Source organism: Psychromonas ossibalaenae ATCC BAA-1528, from assembly GCF_000381745.1.
GTDB lineage: Bacteria > Pseudomonadota > Gammaproteobacteria > Enterobacterales > Psychromonadaceae > Psychromonas > Psychromonas ossibalaenae.
This window is the reverse complement of record NZ_KB906985.1, coordinates 36,573-55,521: the sequence shown is the minus strand read 5'-3', so window position 1 is coordinate 55,521 and position 18,949 is coordinate 36,573. Positions and strand designations below refer to the sequence as shown.

Below are 18,949 nucleotides of genomic sequence, written 5' to 3'. Positions count from 1 at the left end.
AAGTGCTGGCTTTAGAAGTGAAAGCAGGGTGGTAATAAAAAAGGAGCCTGTTTACCCTAAATGCTAGTCAGTTAATAGTTGACAGGCTTTTTATGAGCAGTCCAAGCTGCGGAGTGTTTTTTTAATCATACACTAGGCTCTTTTATCCAGATACAAACCATACGTGCCGCAAAATATATTAACCTGTCTGTTTATTATCTAGATCAATTTAATCTTCTCTTTAATTTAATCTGAACAAAATTTGTACTGGTAATTGCAGTACGACTTCAAAAGTGCAAACCAATTTGGTTTGATGTTAAACTTTATTTTGTTTATTTATTTATTTAAAAAGAATTTTGAGGATAAATATAAGAAAAAATGAAGTTGTTTAGTAAATGTTTTGTCAAAGTCTCTATCTGTTTTAGCCATGATTTATGGCTCTAGAATAGAGAGTAATCATCCTCTGTTCTTTACAATTACAAGACGTTTATGGATGCAGTCGCCAGACTTTTGTCACTCTTTAAAATAACAAAAACAGAGTGGTAACGCTTCCATTAAAATTGAAGCCTTAAAACGCGGGCTTTGTTCTGTGAAGAGCTTTTTTTTATATAGAAAAAATGTTTTAAAAAATATTTGTCAATTCGAGATGTTCTGTATAGCGTTGATTTAAAGGTTTATTTTTCTGTGTGTTTACGTTTACATTGGATTTTTGAATGATTTTTGTAACAAAGTGTATTTTTTTGCTTTAGCCGCAAAGAAGCATTTTTGTGGCGATACAGCTCACAAAAAATGTATTTTTGCAGGTTTCTATTCTGAAAATTTTCGGTTGGATCAACTATTAATTTATGACAATCCAATATGATTTTTCGGCGCAACATTAGCTGGTTGTGAATAAGGTAAGACTGATTTTTAAAATATCAAAATACAGGAAGTTACTTAAATGCAAAATAAACTCAATAAACTGGCGTTAGCAACAATGCCTCGAATCTGTGCAATGGCAATCGTTGCTTCCCTTACTCTGTCTGGGTGTGATGGTTCGTCATCAAACGATGTAGTGGTGCCGACACCAACTCCAACTCCAGTACCTACTCCGGAACCGACTCCAGAGCCGACTCCAGAGCCTACTCCAGATGGTGAAGAACCGTTCACTGCTGGTGCTAAGCAGGCGGTTGTTTATCTTCTTGATCCCACTCAGCAGGCTAGCGCTCGTTCAATTGCAGATGACAGCCAGTATCAGGCGTACTCTCTGCATCTTTGGAATAATGAAAACTGCAGCGCATTGGCGGCATCTGAGCTAGGAAGAGACTGGGGTAACGTAAGTCGCATTCCTGATGGAGAAGATGCAAACGGTCCATATTGGGTGCTCGATCTAGCATCTGATGAAGGTTGTGTTAACTTTATCGTACGTCAAACTGTTGATGATTCCATTCAGAATATATCTGGTGCTGATATTCGATTGAATTTTGCTGAATTTACCGATCGTACTGTAACGATGATCCGCAACTCTTCAACCATATATGATTCACGTGTGGCTGCACTGGATATTATGAGTGCAATTGAAGTGAGCGGCTTTGCAGCGCATTGGGTTGATGAAAGTACTCTGCTTTGGAGTGCTGGTGACGTTGCTCAAACTGTCAGCCTTTATCACTCTGCTGAGGCAAATTTTGAACTGTCAGAAGAGGGCGTTATCACGGGTGCAACAGAAATTGCTTTGACCTCTGGTGCTTTGACAGAGAGCGCAGCAGCTAAGTTCCCGCATATTTCTAGTTTGACTCCGTGGGCACTGCCTGATGACGCGGATGTAAAAACATTATTGAAGCAGCAGCTGGTTGCCGTTGCTAAAAATGCCGATGGTGATGTTGTCAGCGCGACTTTAGTGCAGACACCAGGTGTATTAGACGCTTTATATACAGCGGGTGATAATGACGCTGATGAAGCAGTTTTAGGTGCAACAGGCAGCGCGTTTAAACTATGGGCTCCTACCGCGACTGATGTAAAACTACACCTGTTCAATGCTGATAAGACTGAACTTGAAAACTCTCCTGTACAAATGGTTGAAGATGCTGCTACTGGTATTTGGAGTGTTGATAATGATGCCCCGGCGGGAACCTTCTACCGCTATGAAGTATCAGTTTATCACCATGTGAGTGACCAGCTAGAAAACTATCAAGTAACAGATCCTTATTCATGGAGCTTGTCGACTAATAGTAAGTACTCACAAGTTGTTGATTTTGATGCTGCAGAAGTAACGCCTGATGGTTGGGCAGCGCATATTGAAAATATTCCGACATCAGAAAATATCGTTATTTATGAATCACATATTCGTGACTTTAGTGCGCTTGATGAGTCTACATCGGATGAAAATAGAGGTAAATACCTTGCATTCACTGAGACTGATTCTGTGCCGATGAAGCATATAAAAGAGCTGACTGAAGCTGGATTAACACACTTCCATCTGATGCCTGCATTCGATATCGCAACGGTTAATGAAGATCCTGCAATGCGTGTTGATATTCTTGACCCTGTAAGCAAGCTTTGTGAATTGAATTCTGCTGCGCGTATCTGTGCAACTGCTGATTCTGCCGCGCTTATTAAAGATGTTTTAGCCGCTTGTGATTCTGAAACAGATTGTGCTGAGCAGATTGTGACCGATATGGCGATGCATGACAGCTTCAACTGGGGTTATGATCCGCTTCATTATGGGGCACCAGAGGGGAGCTATGCATCAAACCCTGACGGCTTGGGTCGTATTAAAGAGTTCCGTCAAATGGTAGAGGCACTGCATAATCTTGGTTTGCGTGTCACTATGGATGTAGTTTACAACCACACCAATGCTTCGGGTTTAAGTGAACGCTCTATACTAGATCGTTTAGTTCCAGGCTATTACCACCGTCGTAACGCAGAAAGCGGCAGTGTTGAACAGTCTACTTGTTGTGATAATACGGCAACTGAACATACTATGATGGCTAAGCTAATGACTGATACTCTGGTTGTTTGGGCTGATAAGTATAAAATTGACTCTTTCCGTTTCGATCTGATGGGGCATCAGCCGTTGGCCGCAATGCAGGATTCTTTAAAAGCAGTGCTTGCTGTTGATGAAGATAACTATTTTTACGGTGAAGGCTGGAACTTCGGTGAAGTAGCAAATGACGCCCGCTTTGTTCAGGCTAGTCAAGAAAACCTTGCAGGAACAGGCATTGGCTCATTCTCTGATCGTCTGCGTGATGCCGTTCGTGGCGGTCGTTACAATACAGAAAACCATCGTTCAGCACAGGGATGGGCAAGCGGCTTACATACCAGCCAAAACGAAGATTTCCCACAATCTGACACGACATTAGCAGAACTGCAGTTGCGCAGTGATCAGATCCGTGTAGAGCTTGCGGGCGGCTTGCGTGATTTTGTACTGGTTAATAATGAAGGTGATACGCGCCGTGGCCAAGATGTACTTTATGGTCAGTCTCCTTCTGGTTATGTTAACCATCCATATGAAACTGTCAGCTATATATCTAAGCATGATAACCAGACATTCTGGGATTTTAACCAGTATAAAATTGCAAATGGAACATCAACAGAAGATCGTTTTAGAATGCATGTTTTAGGTCTGAGCATGCCGCTGCTTAGCCAAAGTGTTCCATTTATTCATATGGGAGTTGAACTACTTCGTTCTAAGTCGATGTCTCGTGACAGCTACGACTCAGGTGACTGGTATAACCGCGTTGACTTTACGGGAGAAACTACTCAGTGGAATGTTGGTTTACCGCTAAGAAATCGTGATGTTGATAACTGGCCGTTGATTGGTGAAATCATAACTGATGAAACTGCTTCGCCTCAAGTTGCTGATATTGCAACAGCAAAAGCACTTGCACTGGACTTCCTGAAAGTTCGCAGCAGCAGCAAACTGTTCAGTCTTGGTGATGCTAAGGAAATAATGAATCGAATTGACTTCCGCAGTGTTGGTGATGATCAGCAGCTGCACTTGATTGTAATGTCAATTGATGATGGTGTAAGTGCAGGTGCAGACCTGGATAGTAATAATGATGCAATTGTTACCGTTTTCAACGGTTCACCAGAAGCTAAAACAGTGACACTTGGTGCAGGGACTTGGGCGCTGCATCCGGCTTTAGCTGGCTCTGCTGAATACAACAAGACTTTCACTGCAACAGTCGCTGATGGTAATGTTGTTACTGTCTCTCCATTCACTACTGCTGTATTTGTATTACCGCAGGCAAGTACTCGTGGTGCCGGCTGGCCTGTAAACCAAAGTAATAAAGATCTGACTCAAATGCCGCCGTTTGGTAATACCGAAGTATTCCTGCGTGGTGTGACTACTTGGGATCCAACTGATGAAATGGACTTTACTGCAAACGGTAGATACCAGATCATCAAAACACTGGATGCAGGTGATTATAGTTTCAAAGTAGCTGATGCAGAGTGGAGTGATATTAACTATGGTACAGAGGGGACTTTAGCACTGGGTGAAGCTCTGCCGTTAGTCGCTGGTGGTGATAATATTTCACTAACATTGACTGCTAAGTCAGTTGTAACCTTTATCTTTGATGCAAGTAATACAGATGCACCAACACTTTCGGTAACAGCTGAAGAAGTTGCTAGCTGCAGCGTACTTTCAGACAGCAGTGAAACTGGACCACTTGCTTTTGATATTTACGTTAAAGGTAGTCAATCAGAATGGGGAATAGCTCCTGAATATCAACTGACTTATAAAGGCAACAATACATACCAGGCTAATTTTGCATTTTCTGGTGATGTAGAGTTTAAACTTGCCGGTGATAACTGGGATAATAACTTTGTTCTTGCAGACGGTACTGCAGTTACTCCTGATGTTGAATATCCTGTTGTAGTTGGTGCAGGTGGTGCAGGTAATAACACTGCAGCACTTCCTGACGGTAACTGGAGCTTCCTGCTTACTGTAAATGAAGATGCAGCAGCAGGTACATTATTAGTTCAAGAGTGTACTCAGTAATCATTATGTCTTGTTGTTAATTTAATTATGCAGATTAAAAGCCGGGTGTTGTTTAACCCGGCTTTTTGTTATGTGCAGGAAAATGATTATTCCAATAAAAAAGGAGGCTGTTCAGCCTCCTTTCATTATTAGTGGTATTAAATTTTAATTAAGCCGCCGCCAGCTGTTTTGCTTCACTTTTTTTAAGGAATGCATAACTGAAACCGGTGACTGCCGTTCCCGCTGCAATGGCCAGCAGATACATAAGAGCAGGGGTAATAGCGCCTGGAATTAATAAAACGAACAAGCCGCCATGCGGAGCCATCAGCTGCGCACCAAAGAACATAGACAGACCACCTGTTAATGCACCGCCGGCGATACAGCAGGGGATTACGCGCATCGGATCTTTAGCTGCAAAAGGAATAGCACCTTCTGAGATAAAGCACAGGCCTAATACAAATGATGCTTTACCCGCTTCTGCTTCACTGCTGATAAATTTAGATTTAGCTAAAAATGTTGCTAGACCCATACCTAAAGCAGGTACCATGCCGGCCGCCATAATGGCCGCCATCGGCAGGTAAGAGCTGGAAGCTAATAGACCGACACCAAATGTGTATGCGGTTTTATTAACCGGACCGCCTAAATCAAAACACATCATAGAACCGAGTAAAATACCCAGTAATACCGCATTTGCTGAACCCATGCTGCTGAGGAAATCAGTCAGACCTGCCATGACCGCAGATACCGGACCACCGACAACATAAATCATCACTAAACCGGTAACTAAACTTGCAGCTAAAGGGATAATCAAAATAGGTTTAAGGGCTTCCATTGAGTCCGGAAGCTGCACCTTATCGGCGATAAATTTAGCCGCATAACCTGCTATAAAACCGGCTGCGATACCGCCAAGAAAACCGGCACCCGTTGAACTTGCTAACATGCCGCCGATTAAACCCGGCGCAAGTCCCGGTCTGTCTGCAATCGAGAATGCAATAAACCCGGCTAATACCGGTACCATAAGTGCAAAAGCGGATCCGCCGCCGATATTCATTAATGCGGCCGCCAGTGTGCCTTCTTCTTTAAAGGCTTCGATACCAAAAACAAAAGACAGCGCAATTAACAAACCGCCTGCAACGACTAACGGCAGCATGTGTGAAACACCGGTCATCAGGTGTTTATAGACTGCTGAACCTTGTTCCTGGTTATCGTTACTGCTGCCTGCCGCATTAGCAGTGTGCTGATAAATCGGTGCTTCAGAAAATGCTTTATTGATCTCCTGCTCTGTTTTTTTAAGTGCTGAACCTGTGCTGGTTTTATACAGTTTTTTACCGTCAAAGCGGGCTAAATCAACTTCGATATCAGCGGCGATAATAACTACATCTGCATCTTTTATGTCTTCTGCTGTCAGCTGATTTTTTGCACCTACTGAACCGCGGGTTTCAACTTTTACCTGATAACCCAGCTCTTTTCCTTTATCTTCCAGAGCGGCTGCCGCCATAAAGGTATGTGCTACCCCTGTCGGGCAGGCTGTGATAGCGACGATTTTTTTGCTTCCCGTGGTTGTAGATGCCGTGCTGCTCAGCTGTGTTACCTGAGTTAAGATAGAAGCATTATCAGCGGCATTGTGCAGATACTTTTTAGCATCCAGCAGGCACTCCGAGATATCTGACTGATATACTTTTTTCCCTTTAAAGCGGCTGTTATCAATCTCGGTATTACTGGCGATAATAATGCAGTCAGCGTTTTCTATCTGCTGCTTTGTCAGAGGCTGTGCCGGTATAACACTTGACTGACATTCAATCTGCGCTTCCCAGTTTAATTCTGAGGCTGCTTTTTCCAATAAACCGGCTGCGATAATGCTGTTAGCGACACCACTTGGGCAGGCTGTTACGATAGCTAATTTCATTTTTCTATCCTCTCCATTGATTGTTCTATCTGTACATTTTCTTGTACTGTTAATACTTGATTTATATCTGCAGCACCGACACCAATCTGGCTAACGGCGAGAGCCGCTAATGCGGTTGCAAAACTTAATGTTTGAGGCTTTTGCCATTGCTTTAGTTCTCCCCAGCAAAGGCCTGCGACTAAGGTATCCCCGGCACCAACGGTGCTGACTACGGTCATTTTCGGCGGCTGGGATTTTATCCAGCCGTTTTGATCAATCCACAATACGCCTTTTTCACCCAGTGAAATTACTACATTTTCACAGCCCTGGTGCTGCAGTTTTTCGGCCGCTTTTTGGATATCGTTACTGCTGCTCAGTGTTTCAGCCGTTAATACGCTAAGCTCTTCATCATTAGGTTTAATCAGATATGGACCTGCTTGAACACCTGCGACTAACGCTCCGTTGCTGCTGTCAAAAAATACTTTTTTACCGGCTGCCTGAAGTTGCTTTATCCACTTTGCACAGCGTTCCGGAGTAAGGCCTTGAGGCAGACTGCCGGCAATAACAAAAATCTCATGGGACTGCGCCAGTTCTAATAACGTATTTTCAAACTGCTGCAGCTGCTGCTCGGTAACGGTAATTCCCGGAAAGTTCAGGTCGCTGACCTGCCCTGAATTTTCTACTATTTTTACATTAATCCGTGTTGCACCTGCGGCGCGTACAAATTGATCATTAATATTTAATGATTCAAACAGCTGTACAAAAGGTTCCTGGTTATCTGCACCAAGTAAACCAGTTGCGGTTACTTGAGCGCCGAGTTCAGAAAGCACTTTAGCAACATTGATGCCTTTACCTGCCGGATGCAGGCTGCCCGAATCAAGTAAATTAACCGTTCCTTTTACCAGCTCATTTAAGGAGCCGGTCAGATCCAGGGCCGGATTTAAGGTGACAGTGACGACTTTTAATGGATGACTCATGCTATTGCCTCGCCTAAACCTTCATTGATTGCCTGACCGATAGCGTGCAGCGCTTCTTCGGCATCTTCACCCTGTGCAACAAACTGCAGTTGATGACCGAACTGTACCCCCTGAGTCATTACTTTCATCAGACTCTTGGCGTTGGCTGATTTGCCCGTGCCGTTAAGGTTGGTCATTTGAATTTTGGCTTTAAATTTCTTCGCGACATGAACCAGCATCGCGCCGGGGCGGGCATGCAGACCGTGCGGGTTTTTAATGGTGAATATCTGCTGAGAACCTTCAAGCTTTTCCTGAGTCAGCAAAGTTATTACCTGTTCTTCGGAGGCATCAAATAACTGTTCAATCTGCTGTTTATGGATAAGATCGATTAATATATTCAGGTTTTTCAAGTGCAGCTGGCTGTTACTGGCAATACACAGCAGGCCCTGTACCGGTTTACCTTGAAGCTGAAAAGACTCGGAAGCGCTGACAAATGAAACGGCTGTTTTGCTGATACCTGTACTGCTGCTGTTTAACCACAGCCCCTGTCCTAGATAAGATGCTTGTTTGGCAATGACATCGGCAATAAAGCTGCTTTGTACTGCGCCCTGGTTTTTAATTAAACCGGCTGCTACTGCAGTCAGCTGGAGCAGATCTGAGGCAGGAAAGTTAAGTTGTATTAAGTCCGCATTAAACAAAGTTTCACTCTGCATTTCACCATTGAGTAAAGAGACGATGCCTTGTGCTGTTGATGCTTCTTTCAGCTGTTGTTCGATGCCTTCGGCAGAAAGAACTTTAGTCAGCTGCTTTAAAATGGCTAAATGTTGATCCGACTGAGCGGCGATACCGATAGCCAGATAAACGGTATTATCGTTACCCCAGTCCACGCCCTGCGGGAAGTGGTGCACAATAACACCGGTTTGTTTTACTTTGTCACGTGTTTCTGTGGTGCCGTGGGGAATAGCAATACCGTTACCTAAAAAAGTAGAGTTTTGCGCTTCGCGCGCCAGCATGCCGTCCAGATAAGCTGCTTCCACATAGGTCTTTTCGACTAGGCTGTTAGCAATCGACTGTATTGCCTGTTGTTTATTTTCTGCTGCTTGTGAAAGAACAATATCACTGCTGTTAATTGATAACATGCTGACCACCTTACTTCTGTTGTCTTGTTGTCTGTTTAACCCAAACGATTAAACAAGCGCTTTTAAAATACTCAGAGAGCTAAATTTGAGTCTTATTACCCGGTTTAAGGGATTCTTTGTCTCGAATTATTCTGCAGTGGAGTGCCTGATTCTTGATTAAGCCTTCTTGCTGAAACGATTCAGTTGTTATGCTGAACCGTTTCAGCTACAATTGCAATCACTTTTTAAGCACTTATTATTTGTCTGCCGCAAAAATTGTGATGCTTATCGCAATTATTCGCAGGCTTAATGCGGGGTAGTCATGAAATTAGAAGAAATTGCCAAATTAGCGGGTGTCTCTCGTACGACTGCAAGTTATGTGATCAATGGTAAAGCAGAGAAATATAGAATCAGTGAAAAAACCTGTCTGAAGGTGATGGCGGTAGTGGAAGAGTACAACTACAAACCAAATTATGCCGCCAGCTCCTTAAGAGCCGGTAACAGCCGGACATTTGGTCTGATTATTCCGGATTTAGAAAACTCCAGTTATGCAAAGTTAGCTAAATTATTGGAGCGGGATGCAAGAAAAGCCGGTTTTCAATTAATTATTTCCTGTTCGGATGATCAGCCTGAAACAGAAAAAAGTGTTGCCGCCAGTCTGGTAAGCCGACGTATCGATGTGCTTTTAGTCGCCAGTGCGTTACCTGCGGATACGACTTTTTATCGCAATATTCAGGCGAAAGGTGTGCCGGTAGTGGCAATAGATCGAAGTCTGGATGATGAAACTTTTGCGAATGTAATCAGTGAAGATTTGGAAGGTGCCTTAGATTTAAGCCGTTCTCTACTGGAAAAAGAAGTAGGCAGCATAGGTTTGATTGGTGCGGTACCAGCTTTAGGGGTGTCGAAAGAGCGTGAGCAGGGCTTTAAAGCCGCGGTTGCGGAACATAGCAGACCGCTTGATGTTAAATACGCGTATGGTGATCACTTTAGTATTCAGCAGGGCCAGGATTTAGCCCAGCAGTGGCTGGATCAGGACTGTTTTCCTGATGCGATTTTAATTACTTCTTATACTTTATTTGAAGGCGTTTTAGATTGTCTGCTGGCGCACCCGGCATTATTAAAAAAGACCGCATTAGCGACTTTTGGTGATAACCGCCTGTTAGATTTTTTGCCGATTAAAATTCAGTCGCTGCCGCAGCAGTATGAAGTGATTGCAGAAAAAGCGCTGCAGCTGGCATTAGCGGCGGCAGACGGACAGCATCAGCCGGGTATAGAAGTCGTGCCTAGAAAACTGATCAAAAGATAATCAAACCGAAGAGGTTCCCCTCCCTATTAAGGGGGGCTTCTTGTGTAAAAACCTGCCTTTTTATTGAGTCTGTATTGTTTAACTTTATAAATTTCACTCTAAAATCAAAAAAAAATCTAAGTTTTGTTGAATAATTTGACCGAGCTAACTTGTTAAAGCTAATCAGCAATTTTAAACTTACAGTTATTATTTTATTTCGTATAAGAAACCGTATGAACCATAAGGTTAAGTTAAGGGCATTAGAAAAAGAAGATTTACGTTTCGTACATCTGCTGGATAATAACCGCAATATAATGTCTTACTGGTTTGAAGAGCCCTATGAATCATTTGGTGAACTTGAAGATCTGTATATCAGGCATATTCACGATAATACTGAACGACGATTTATCGGCACTAATAAGAACGACGAATCTATCGGTCTGGTTGAATTAATCGAAATTGATTACATTCATAGTAATGCTGAATTTCAGATAATTATTGCCCCTGATTTTCAAGGTCAAAATTATGCGCAGGCGCTTATTCATAAAGCGCTGGATTATGCTTTTACCATTCTCAATCTGCATAAAGTTTACCTGCTGGTTTCCGAAGATAACAGTAAGGCTATTCACCTTTACTTAAAATCTGGTTTCATAGAAGAAGGGCGCTTAGTTGAAGAGTTTTTCATCAATGGAAAATACTGTGATGCAATACGTATGTATCAGCTCCAGGAACAGTATTTATCCGCCGAATAATCTGACCGTCAGCCTGTTTTATCTAGTTTTTCTTACATGAGGTACTTATTTTGAATTCTTTAGCTGCTCATAATTATTATGAAGCTAACCGTAATGGACGGGACTTTTTTGTCGGTGATATTCATGGAAAACATAGTCTGCTGATGCTGGCTCTGGAGCAGATCAATTTTGATTTTAGCGTGGATCGCTTATTTTCTGTTGGAGATGTTATTGACCGTGGTGAGGATTCTTTTTACTGCCTTCTGCTTGCAAATAAAAACTGGTTTATCCCTGTTATTGGTAATCACGAACAGTTTTTAAGGGAAATTGACGATAACAATATGTATAAAAAGTTTTCCTGGTATGAGAACGGCGGTGGCTGGTGGGAAAACCTTGCTGTGCAGGAAAAACTGCTGGCTAAAAATATTATTGCAAAAAATTTCTGCCTTACTTTAAGCGTAGATACTGCTGGTGGAAAAGTGGGGGTTGTACATGCCCAGTATCCGTTAGATAAGTGGCCGATGCATGCAGATGATGTAAATAAAGATAATCTGTTTAAATTACTGTGGAGCAGGGATTATCTACGAAACGGTCATACTCATTCAACAGCAGGTATTGATTTTATTGTTTCCGGTCATACCCCGATAAGTAAAGCGCGATTAGAAAAGCAGCTGCTGTTTATTGACAGCGGCTGCGGCCATCTGCCTAACGAAAAAAGACCTACCCCTCATCTAACTATCTGTGAGTTTCAAAAAAAACATATTGATGTTTATGCCGTAGCTGAGCAGCATTTTGAACTGTCTAAAATTGATATTTAATAACCAGTATATTTTTATCTATCGGAATAAATAGGGCTCCGGCTTTTGTTTTAAAAGCTAGGGCCCTTGTTGTTTCCGTTTGATTAATAGGTGCCTGTAAGTGCCTTTTGAGTTGGATGTGCAGGTTTAGACTTTGCACTGAATGATGTTTTGACCTGCTGTGTGTTCGCGCAGGTGAGACTCTCAACCTTCGTTGCCGGATCTAACAGGTACTGCGTTGTTTTCTGATCGATACAATTCATATCATTAAAACTGAATCCATGGTTAACCAGTTTATCAACTGTAATTAATGATCCTAAGTTACCGAAACTGCTGACCATTTCTTCAGCCCAATGGTAAGGAGTTGCGGGGTCGTATTTACCGCCGATAACTAGAATCTGCTGACCGGCTAATCTTTGTTCCATGTTTTCAATCATTGCAATAGGGTCCCGTTGTATAGGCCAGTCTGCGCACATGTCCGTGATATAAAAGTTAATTAGCCCATATAGTGCCGATGCGTTTTCAAAAGAGTATTGTCTGGCTGCTACATCTGAAGCTGAAAGGGCGTTAGATTCATCAGTACAGACAACAGCTTTAAATAATGCACTTGAGCGCAGTTGAGCATTTGTTGTTTCTGATGAGCTTGACACGTAATAAAGATCTGTTCTTAATTGTGATGCTGTATCTTCATCAAGCAGGGTGAATAAACCATCTTTAATCTCCTTCCAGTCACCCGTGTGCTCTCGACTAATGGTTGCACTTAACAGTGTCTGTGCATCGCCTGGGTAAAGGCTTTCTCCGTCTGATGCGAAGTAGTAGTCGTTGTATATCACTGACGAAATAATATTTTCATATTGGTATTTTCTTGCCGCATTGAACTCTAATCGATAATTGGCGACCAGATCATGCCCGACAGTATTGCCTAAGCGCAGATCCGTATAATTTCCTGTCGCTGGCGGCATAGGAGAGTCTAGGACTAAAGCGCGCACCTTCTGCGGGAATGTGTTTGCGTACAATGAGCCCAGTCGTGTTCCGTAGGAATAACCTAAAAAGTTAAGTTTGTCTTCGCCGAGAAAAATGCGCAGCTGATCGATATCTTTAACTATGGTATTACTGCCTAGATAAGGCGCGATTTGAGCATAAGTTGAATCACAATTACCACTGCCGTTATTTTGCGCAACAGCACAATCAGTTAGTTCTGGAGCAAAGGCGCTTCCCCCTGTTCCTCTTGGGTCTAAGCCTACAATATCAAAACGCTCTAAAATTTCCTGTGGTAAATAGTAATCTACCATATTAGATGCCCCCCAAACTGCTTCACCGCCGGGACCACCAAAGTTTAGCAGCAAGATGCCGATACGTTTGTCTGCATCTATAGCCTTGTGTACAGCGTAAAAGATATCAACCTTTTCACCGTTATCATTGGCGTAGCTTTTTGGGACGGGTAATAATCCGCACTGCATATTTGCCGGGCAGCTTCGGTTTACCGGCGTGTTTGGCTCTATACCTGTTTTTGAAAAAGTATCTGTATTGCTGTCACTGCTGTTGCAGCCAACAAGCAGGGCTGTCAGTACAGCTGCTATAATTGAACGGTGCATATTAATTCCATTTATTGGTTATTTAACAGATGTTGATTATAAGGTTACAAATTAGAATTGTATTTTTTATTGGTTATTTGTTGATATTACTAAGCGTTTTGTCTGTTAGAAAGATATTTATCGTGTTAAGCACAAAAACTTGTTAACTATGTGTTTAATCTCAATTTACTTTTACAGCGAGCGGAACTTTTAATGTTTTTGATACAATGTCATCGTTAATTTTTACGAAAGATAGTCAGGTGAAGCTATGAATTTTCTTGCTCATTTACATATTGCGGCGTTTACCGGCAGCAGTTTTACGGGCAACTTTTTAGGTGATTTCGTTAAAGGAAATCCTGACGGTTTGTTTAATGCTGAGATTGTGCAGGGCATTCGTGTGCACCGCTTTGTAGACAGTTATACAGATCAGCATGTCATTGTAAAAACGCTGAAACCTCACTTTCCTGCTGAGTTACGTCGTTTTGCTCCGATAAGCCTGGATATGTTCTGGGATCATTGCCTGGCGAAACATTGGGCGCAGTTTCACGGCTGTCCGCTAACAGATTTCTGCAGACAAGCTCGACTGCAGATTGAAGTGGAAAGAAAATTAGAGATTAACCCTCTGCCGGATCGCTTTGAAAAGGTCTCGCAGCTGGTCTGGCAGGGGCGCTGGCTTGAGCAGTATGCTGAAATAGATAATATCAGTTTCGCTCTGCAGCGTATGGCCTCCCGCAGTCCGAGAATGGCACCGCTGGCGGATACAGGAGAGGTTCTTCAGGTGCATTATGAATTATTAACTGAGCAGTTTTTTGAGCTTTATCCGGATGTTCTGCAGAAGTCTGCGCAGTTTATTAAAACGCAGTAAAAAAGAGACCATATGGTCTCCTTTTTGGGGACTATTCAGCTGAATATAAAGCTCTATTCGGTGAAAAGGTGCTTAATATTTTTGAAATCGCCTTTACCTTCGGAGATTTCTTCAATCGACAGGCCGGAAACCTCATGCGGGAATACTAACCACTCTTCAGATTCGTGAATAAAATAATCAGGCACGATTGATACAGCTTTGTTTTTAGGCTTGTAATAAGGTGTCGCAATACGAACATCACGCGGCATATTTAAACGCATTAATTCATTTAATTTTTCCGTTAATGCAACAACACTGCGGCCTGAGTCAAATACATCATCGACAATTAATAAGCCGTCATCGGCGTTAGCATTTTCAATAATGTAGTGCAGACCATGTACTTTAATGGTTTTACTCTGCTGGCCAATCCCGTAATAAGAAGAGGTACGTACTGCAATGTGGTCTGTTTCTACTTTCTTGTAATCAAAGTATTCCTGGACAGCAATACCAATCGGTGCACCGCCTCGCCAGATACCGACGATAAACTGCGGGCGAAAACCGCTGTCATATACTTGAGCCGCCAGACGGAATGAGTCTTCAAGCAGCTGCTGTGCGCTGATAAATACCTTCTCAGACATAAAATAACCTCTCCTAGTGAATTTTTGCGCAAAGTCTAGACTAACGGCATAAAATAACAATGTCCTAAACGCCTTTTATTACGCTTTTTTCTGAAAATATTAATGAATAATTTTAGTGTGATTTTTGTTTCATTTTTAATCTTTATTTATGTGCTTAATTGATAAGGCGAACATAAGTTGATTTAAACCGGAACAATAAAGATTATTAATCTCGGCAACTAAGATAGAATAAAGAAAAACAAAAGCTTAAAGGGATAATATGTTTGACAGTACAGTACCTAAACTACCGGCCGGCTGCTCGGGTAAAGTGCATAAGAAACTGCAGTCGATGATTGTTGAGTCGGTGACTGATACCTTACTGGAAAACCGTATCCCTGTCAGCGTTGCACGTAAATTATCTCGTCAACTGGCTGATAATATTGATTTAGATGAAATTTATTCCATTGTTGAACAAGATATACAGGATCAGCATTTTCCAAAACAGCGTATTTTAGACCGTACGATTGTGCATATGTTTGAGATTTTATACCGAACGATTAATACCCAGGAGAGCATAAAAGATGAAGAAACTCAGCAGGAGTTTTTTAATATTGTGCCTAGAGGTGAGTGTTTAGATCTATTTTTACAGTTAGTGAAGGAATACTGCATGGGTGATGATGAGATTGAGAAGCATACTTATAAAATGGGGCCTCTGATTGAGCTGCATCGTACCGATAACCTTATTCACTGGCAGGAGCTTTATCAAAGCGCGGAATTTAAAGTATATTTAACGGGCCTGCTGAACCTGATTCTGACCCATTTACGCAAAGATCATAAACCGATTCCTGCGCTGGAGAATAAAATCCCGGTTAAGTATCACCCCTATCGAATTAATTCTTTTTTAAATCAAATCTGTTATTTGTGGAAAAACAAGAAAGTGGAATTTGATAAATAAATTACTAGGGAGAAGTGCGATGATCCGTGCATTGTTTAAACTACCTGTCTTTTTTGTGTTGTTATTAACCGCATTAATGTTTGCTGTTGCCGCGGCAGTCCCGGCTGTTTCTTATCTATTTCCCGGTCAAACTGCTGTTACAGTCTTGCTGTGCAGCTTTGGTATGCTGATTGTTTTCAGCGCGGGATCTACTTTTAGAAAAGCCGGTACAACGGTTGATCCCAGATCTCCTGAAAATGCATCACATTTAGTATGCTCCGGTATTTATACTTATTCGCGTAATCCTATGTATGTCGGAGCGCTATTGTGTTTAGCTGCGGTTGTGGTGTTTATAGGCAATCCGTTGAATTTACTGCTTTTGCCTGTATATGTATATTTTGTGAATAAGCTATATATCATTCCAGAAGAAAGGGCGCTGCTTCAGTTATTCGGTTCGTCGTTTACAAATTATAAAGCTAAGGTCAGACGCTGGCTTTAAGGGGAAGGCTTATTAGATCACTTTTATTTCTATAGAGAATGATAGTGGTGCTAATATTTATGGTGAGGGGTGGAAAGCTTAGTGCAGAACATTAGATTAACGCAGTAGAAGCAGCTGCAGATCAGGCCTTTGTCACAGCAGCTCTTTCCGCGTTAAGTTATGGTGAATACAAGCGGATTATCAAAAAAACCGCTAATATCATTGAATAAAGGAGCTGGAAATGAATGATTCAACAGAAAAAAACACTGTAACAGCAGCCGAAATTTCTGAGCTGTTAGATGATCTGATGCTGGAGCTGCGGTTTCACGGTCTTGAACTGCAGGATAAACTGATTCATCGCACTTTAGATATGCAGGAAAGGCTGAAACTGCTTAATAAAAAGGTGCTTGATTAACAGCCGGGGCCGGTCTTCTGAGACTGATAAAGCCGCTAAGTAAATGAACAGTTTCAGGCGCTGTTTTTAACTCTGTCTTTATGCAGCAGCCGGGTAAATTCATCGGCTGGAAGAGCGCGACTGAATAGGTACCCCTGCCCGTAGTCACACTGCATCTCCCCTAACAGGTCTGCCTGATAGTTATCTTCAATACCTTCCGCGACAACCTTTAAGTTCAATGCTTTTGCCATCGCTAATATGGCAGAGACTAAAGACATATCAGCCGGGTTAGTTTCTAAATCATTAACAAAAGCTCTGTCTATTTTTAGTTTCGAAAAGGGAAACTGCTGCAGGTAGCTTAATGCAGAATAGCCTGTTCCAAAGTCATCAATTGAAAGCTGAATACCTAATTCATTAAGGCGATCCAGAACGTAAGCCAGCTCATTGTCCTGATTAACTAACAGGCTTTCAGTGACTTCTATATCTAACTTGTGCGCAGGTAACGTACTCTTTTCCAATATATTTTCGATCTTATCTAATAACTCAGTAGAGTAGCGGAACTGTACACTTGAGAAATTAACGGCAATCTGAATCGGAGATATTGACTGCCATTCGGATGCTTGGATGCAGGCCTGTTCAAGTGCAAATTCGCCGAGCTGGTGGATCAAGCCGTTTTTCTCTGCCAGTGAAATAAATTCTTCCGGAGAGACAAAACCTAGTTCACTGTCATTCCAGCGCATCAAAGCTTCTGCCGCAATAATCTTACGGCTTTTTAAATCAATAATAGGCTGATAATACATCTCAATTTCACTATTACTGATTGCCTGGCGTAAACGGCTGTTTAAGGACAGGCAGCGGAGCAGTGCGTCATTCATAGTCGGATCATAGAAGCTGAAACCATTACGTCCGGCATCTTTAACCCGGTATAAGGCCATGTCAGCGCTTTTTAGAAGGCTGTCAGGATCGTCGCCGTCCTGAGGATAGATAGCCATACCAATGCTGGTTGTAGTGAAAAACTCCTGGTTTTCAACTTCGAAGGGTTTTTCAAATAGTGCTAGAATTTTTCCGGCAAGCATTTCGGCACTTTCATCATCGATCAGTTCCGGGATAATTAGTAGAAACTCATCTCCGCCCAAGCGGGCAACGGTATCAGTGCTGCGTACTGAGTTAGTTAGGCGGGTGCTGGTATCTTTGAGGATCTGATCTCCGGCGATATGCCCCAGGGTATCGTTGATCTGTTTGAAGTTATCCAGATCAATGAACATAACCAGTATCTGGGTGTTGTCTCTCTGCGAATAATGAATAGCCTGAGTAAGACGCTCATGACTGTGACTACGGTTTGCCAGCCCGGTAAGAGCGTCATGGGTCGCCTGATATGCCAGCCTTTCTTCTGAGTTTTTTCGTTTTTTGATTTCTGTTTCCAGCTGCAGATTATGCTGCGATAGCTTGTTCTGCTGCTTAGATGATATCTCTATCTGGGTCTGCAGAATCGTATTGCTGTGCTCTATGCGCATCAGGAAATATAGTCCGATTACCACTGGGAAAGCCAGGACTGAAATAGCAGCAATAAACCAGCCGGATGTAAAAATATCCTGTTCGTTAACCGGTTCAAACCAGCTCATTAGTTTAAAAGGAGTGCCTTTAACCGCCTCTTCTATATAAAGTTTATTACTAGAGCTTTGAAAATTAGTCGGTGGTACCGATAGTAATGTTGATTTAAGTGAATTCCAGACATAAATATTGCCGCTGGGGGTATTCAGCTGCAGGCGGCTGCCGCTGTCTGCGTGTTCCTGTGTGGTCAACTGCTGCGCGATTAAATCCGTGTTGATGTCTGCAATCAGCAAAGCAACTGCTTTATTCTGCTGATAAATGGTTCTTAGTATTTTGATATTCAGACCCCTAGGGTCTTCGGTTACTATGATATCAGATGCTTTTTCCTGCATTTTTTTTAAAGGGATCTGGTTAATATTTATAGGGGAGTGAGGGTCTGTATCAACAAGAACTGTTTTACCGAAACTAACCAGCATCATACGCTTGTAGACTGGAGTCCCGTCTATTTTACTGTCTTGAGTAAGCTGATAAATTAACGTCTTTAAATTAAACAAGCTAGAGCCTAAACCGTATTCCATGGACATGCCGGAGCTGCGGTTTGCGAAAAATGTGCTTACCGTCTGATCATTTGCGAGAACATAAATATTCTCTCGAGTGACATTAAAAAAATAACTCAGGGTATTAACATACTGGGTTACTTTAAGTTGTAATTCGCTATGCTGGGACTCTTTAAGTTTACTCTGACCGACATTGGTTACCGCAAGAATTAAAAGCAGATAACCCGCCAGTATAATACCGGCTGTCATGATTACTGTTTTGCTGCTGAACCATTTTTTTAGCTGCATT

Annotated in this window: 14 protein-coding genes; 8 read left to right on the top strand and 6 right to left on the bottom strand. The window is 42.2% G+C overall.

Annotated features, from left to right (window positions below):
- Positions 1-919 precede the first annotated feature (919 nt).
- A complete protein-coding gene (gene pulA / locus G327_RS0110905; protein WP_019614812.1) occupies positions 920-4,960 on the top strand; it encodes a pullulanase-type alpha-1,6-glucosidase in 4,041 nt (1,346 codons plus the stop codon).
- Positions 4,961-5,108: 148 nt separating this feature from the next.
- On the opposite strand, the gene fruA is transcribed toward pulA, so the two are convergent.
- Genes fruA through fruB form a run of 3 tightly spaced genes read right to left on the bottom strand, consistent with a single transcriptional unit; the run spans position 5,109 to position 8,919 of the window.
- Entirely contained in the window at positions 5,109-6,845 is a 1,737-nt protein-coding gene (gene fruA, locus G327_RS0110900) for a PTS fructose transporter subunit IIBC (protein WP_019614811.1), read from the bottom strand.
- Complete coding sequence (pfkB, locus tag G327_RS0110895) at positions 6,842-7,801, bottom strand: 1-phosphofructokinase (RefSeq protein WP_019614810.1); 960 nt, start codon at positions 7,799-7,801, stop codon at positions 6,842-6,844. Before pfkB ends, fruA begins: the two co-directional genes overlap by 4 nt.
- Positions 7,798-8,919: a fused PTS fructose transporter subunit IIA/HPr protein gene (gene fruB, locus G327_RS0110890; protein ID WP_019614809.1), complete on the bottom strand. Its 1,122-nt coding sequence runs from the start codon at positions 8,917-8,919 to the stop codon at positions 7,798-7,800. Before fruB ends, pfkB begins: the two co-directional genes overlap by 4 nt.
- Positions 8,920-9,220: 301 nt before the next feature.
- Between fruB and cra the strand changes: the two genes are divergently transcribed.
- The 3 genes from cra to G327_RS24470 all read left to right on the top strand — a co-directional run bounded on the left by cra (position 9,221) and on the right by G327_RS24470 (position 11,732).
- Positions 9,221-10,204 carry a catabolite repressor/activator gene (cra, locus tag G327_RS0110885; RefSeq protein ID WP_019614808.1) on the top strand — a complete coding sequence of 328 codons (984 nt, stop codon included), beginning with the start codon at positions 9,221-9,223 and terminating at the stop codon, positions 10,202-10,204.
- A gap of 212 nt (positions 10,205-10,416) precedes the next feature.
- Complete coding sequence (speG, locus tag G327_RS0110880; protein ID WP_019614807.1) at positions 10,417-10,935, top strand: spermidine N1-acetyltransferase; 519 nt, start codon at positions 10,417-10,419, stop codon at positions 10,933-10,935.
- 50 nt (positions 10,936-10,985) lie between these two features.
- Entirely contained in the window at positions 10,986-11,732 is a 747-nt protein-coding gene (locus tag G327_RS24470; RefSeq protein ID WP_019614806.1) for a metallophosphoesterase, read from the top strand.
- A gap of 83 nt (positions 11,733-11,815) precedes the next feature.
- Here G327_RS24470 and G327_RS0110870 read toward each other — a convergent pair whose 3' ends face one another.
- Positions 11,816-13,306 carry an alpha/beta hydrolase gene (locus G327_RS0110870; RefSeq protein WP_019614805.1) on the bottom strand — a complete coding sequence of 497 codons (1,491 nt, stop codon included), beginning with the start codon at positions 13,304-13,306 and terminating at the stop codon, positions 11,816-11,818.
- 247 nt (positions 13,307-13,553) lie between these two features.
- Between G327_RS0110870 and G327_RS0110865 the strand changes: the two genes are divergently transcribed.
- The gene (locus G327_RS0110865; RefSeq protein WP_019614804.1) at positions 13,554-14,150 is read left to right on the top strand and encodes an acyl carrier protein phosphodiesterase; all 597 of its coding nucleotides are present in this window, start codon (positions 13,554-13,556) and stop codon (positions 14,148-14,150) included.
- A 53-nt stretch (positions 14,151-14,203) separates the two neighbouring features.
- Here the strand turns inward: G327_RS0110865 and G327_RS0110860 are convergent, their stop codons facing one another.
- The gene (locus G327_RS0110860; protein ID WP_019614803.1) at positions 14,204-14,767 is read right to left on the bottom strand and encodes a phosphoribosyltransferase; all 564 of its coding nucleotides are present in this window, start codon (positions 14,765-14,767) and stop codon (positions 14,204-14,206) included.
- A gap of 259 nt (positions 14,768-15,026) precedes the next feature.
- On the opposite strand from G327_RS0110860, the gene G327_RS0110855 reads away from it, so the two are divergent.
- From G327_RS0110855 to G327_RS26850, 3 genes are all read left to right on the top strand, one after another.
- Positions 15,027-15,701 (top strand): hypothetical protein, encoded by a 675-nt coding sequence (locus tag G327_RS0110855; RefSeq protein ID WP_019614802.1) that lies wholly within the window; start codon positions 15,027-15,029, stop codon positions 15,699-15,701.
- Positions 15,702-15,720: 19 nt separating this feature from the next.
- Positions 15,721-16,179 carry a methyltransferase family protein gene (locus G327_RS0110850; protein WP_019614801.1) on the top strand — a complete coding sequence of 153 codons (459 nt, stop codon included), beginning with the start codon at positions 15,721-15,723 and terminating at the stop codon, positions 16,177-16,179.
- A 220-nt stretch (positions 16,180-16,399) separates the two neighbouring features.
- Complete coding sequence (locus G327_RS26850) at positions 16,400-16,573, top strand: hypothetical protein (protein ID WP_019614800.1); 174 nt, start codon at positions 16,400-16,402, stop codon at positions 16,571-16,573.
- 53 nt (positions 16,574-16,626) lie between these two features.
- Here the strand turns inward: G327_RS26850 and G327_RS0110840 are convergent, their stop codons facing one another.
- Positions 16,627-18,948, bottom strand: a complete 2,322-nt coding sequence (locus tag G327_RS0110840) for a putative bifunctional diguanylate cyclase/phosphodiesterase (RefSeq protein ID WP_019614799.1) — start codon at positions 18,946-18,948, stop codon at positions 16,627-16,629.
- Between the last annotated feature and the right edge of the window lies 1 nt (position 18,949).